Below are 2,558 nucleotides of genomic sequence, written 5' to 3'. Positions count from 1 at the left end.
TGCTAATCCTTTTGCATCTAATACGGAATTTGTTTTAATCATGTTTTTTTCCTCCTTTTTTGCTAATACAGATGGGGGTATTTATGAATTTAAAAATTATTCTATTGGACCGTTCCATTCAAGCATACCGCCTGTCATATTTAGCACTTTATATCCATGATTTTCAAGTAGTTTTGCTGCCATTGAACTTCTGCCTCCTGAACGGCAAACCATGATATATTCTTTTGATTTATCCAAATCTTGCATTCGAAATTCCACGAGGCCCAATGGGATATGCATAGCATTGGGTATTTTCCCAGCCTTTACTTCATCTACTTCCCGAACATCTATAATATTAATTGTCGAGTTTCCCTTTAATAATGCATTCACTTCATTTGGTGAGATTTCTTTCATGATTAAATACCTCCTTTTAATTGTGCCAAGCACTCATGCCGCCTTTTACGTTGGTAACTTCTTTAAATCCAAGTTTTTTTAATGACTTACTTGCTTTACTGCTTCTCATCCCACTTTGGCAGATGACAAAGACTTCTTCATCTTTTGAAAGTTCTTGTGCTCTTTTATGAAGTTCGAATAAGGGAATATTCTTAAACTCCTTAATATGATTGCCCCTATACTCATTAGGTGTACGGACATCAATAAATTGCTTACTTCCTTTGTTACTTAATTGAGCTTTTAACTCACTCGTATTAATATTCTTAATTCCCTTTGCCGGGACAAAGCGCTGAAATAAAAACCAAGCAATTGCCCAAATTATTATGACATTAAATGCTGTTTCCATTTTAATATCCTCCCCTCCTTACCATGAAATTTACCCTATTTCACATTTTATTGCTTAAATGAATAAGTTTACATTACCTTCTTCTGCGTCTGCTAGATAAGCTGCCACACCCGCGTATTCTATTCCATCTAATAATTCCTCTTGTTGCAAGCCCAATAAATCCATTGTCATCGTACAAGCTATTAATTTGACCTCTTGTTCTTGAGCCAACTCAATTAAATGAGGCAGTGACATGGCGTTATGTTTTTTCATTACATGTTTAATCATTTTAGGGCCCATTCCAGCAAAGTTCATGTTGGATAACCCCATCTTATCAGAACCTCGAGGCATTATTTTTGCAAACATTTTTTCAAGGAAGCCTTTTTTTAATGTCGATGGCTCATCTTTTCGTAAAGCATTTAATCCCCAGAAAGTATGGAAGATGGTTACTTCATGATCATAAGCCGCTGCACCATTTGCGATAATATAGGCCGCCATGGCCTTATCATAATCACCACTAAATAAAATAATCGTTGTTTTTTTCTTTTCAGTCAATTTGTTTTCCCCCTTGATTCCTAATTACCCGTATGGGTATATTTTTCATTAAAAAAATATTCTTTTATATGGATACTTTGGTAGTTTAGTTTCAAATACCCCGAAGGGTATATGTTATAGTAAAAAGTTTATTTCGTCAACCCTCTTCTTTTGAAATGTTATAAAAGGAACCTGATACACCAGGTTTTTTTGAGAGATCCCTGGAACAGTAAGTAACAATACAGAAGGATAGGTTCCTTAACCACATCCTCCTGTATGTTTTAAACCATACATATAGGTAAACTATCTTGATTAGATTAGCAGACACCTCTTATTTAAACGGACCATGATTGATTTGTGTTAATCCTTCATTCACTTCGAATATTTTCCCGTTAACTGTCTCAATACCAAATCCTTTTAATCGAGCAGTGTGCATAGTTAAGTATTTTTGAGCTGATTCTTTTGACTCAAACAGATAAATACCACCAGCCTCCTTTGCCTCGCTATCTTCAGTCCAAATTTTCCAAATCAACCCTTCTTCATCATTGATGCTTTTTGCTAATTCAGTAAATTGTTCAACCATGTCATTACCAAATGGTCCATCCATTTTAAAATCCACTTGTAAGATATAAGCCATTTTTAACACWCCCTTTTAAATAACTAATAAATTCGTTTTGTTTAGATTTTGTGTTAATCGAGGTACAAAGACACTACCTAGTACATTTTCCGGAATATCACCTAAATTTACCGTTGCTGACAGCTTACTTTACTTCTTTTATCTGCTTTTTATCAATAAATTTACAGCTTCTTTTACAAGATGTTCAGTGCCTTCACCTTTCTCTATGTTTTCCCGAACACATTGTTCTAGATTTGCACTTACAATAACGCCCATAGTCCTATCAATTGCATTTCGTGCAGCAGACAACTGTGTGACGATATCTCTACAGTCTTTTCCCTGCTCCATCATTCCTAGAACTCCTTTAATTTGACCTTCAATTCGCTTTAACCGATTGATGACGCTTTTATCGTATTCCATATTCTACCCACCCATCTATTTACAAACACAATCACTTATCTCATAACTGGTTACCTTAATTCCTTTTCCAATTAAGAAGCGCAGCCCCAAGTTCACTTCTAATTTATCGGAAGCAATTACATGAATGTTTTCATGTGGGATTTCTTTATTAAAACGTTTCAAATATGCATAAGGGATATTCAAAGCATCTCTATTGATATCATCCTGTTTTTGATTATAAGCCCTTATATC

General features: G+C 34.8%; 5 protein-coding genes and 1 pseudogene. All 6 read right to left on the bottom strand.

Annotated features, from left to right (window positions below; all coding sequences use genetic code 11):
* Nucleotides 1-96: 96 nt before the first annotated feature.
* A complete protein-coding gene (locus AC1DUW_RS25685; RefSeq protein WP_053345631.1) occupies nucleotides 97-393 on the bottom strand; it encodes a rhodanese-like domain-containing protein in 297 nt (98 codons plus the stop codon).
* Nucleotides 394-409: 16 nt separating this feature from the next.
* Nucleotides 410-778 (bottom strand): rhodanese-like domain-containing protein, encoded by a 369-nt coding sequence (locus tag AC1DUW_RS25680; protein WP_053345630.1) that lies wholly within the window; start codon nucleotides 776-778, stop codon nucleotides 410-412.
* A 54-nt stretch (nucleotides 779-832) separates the two neighbouring features.
* Complete coding sequence (locus AC1DUW_RS25675; RefSeq protein ID WP_053345629.1) at nucleotides 833-1,312, bottom strand: DsrE/DsrF/DrsH-like family protein; 480 nt, start codon at nucleotides 1,310-1,312, stop codon at nucleotides 833-835.
* A gap of 310 nt (nucleotides 1,313-1,622) precedes the next feature.
* A complete protein-coding gene (locus AC1DUW_RS25670) occupies nucleotides 1,623-1,928 on the bottom strand; it encodes a monooxygenase (RefSeq protein ID WP_053345628.1) in 306 nt (101 codons plus the stop codon).
* Nucleotides 1,929-2,066: 138 nt separating this feature from the next.
* On the bottom strand, nucleotides 2,067-2,327 hold the full coding sequence (locus tag AC1DUW_RS25665; protein ID WP_053345627.1) for a metal-sensitive transcriptional regulator: 261 nt from the start codon (nucleotides 2,325-2,327) through the stop codon (nucleotides 2,067-2,069).
* Nucleotides 2,328-2,342: 15 nt separating this feature from the next.
* Nucleotides 2,343-2,558 (bottom strand): annotated as a pseudogene (locus tag AC1DUW_RS25660) (sulfurtransferase); the annotation flags it as partial.

Source organism: Peribacillus sp. P4_C12 (assembly GCF_056402095.1).
The sequence above is the reverse complement of the archived record's forward strand: the minus strand, read 5'-3'. Positions and strand labels throughout refer to the sequence as shown.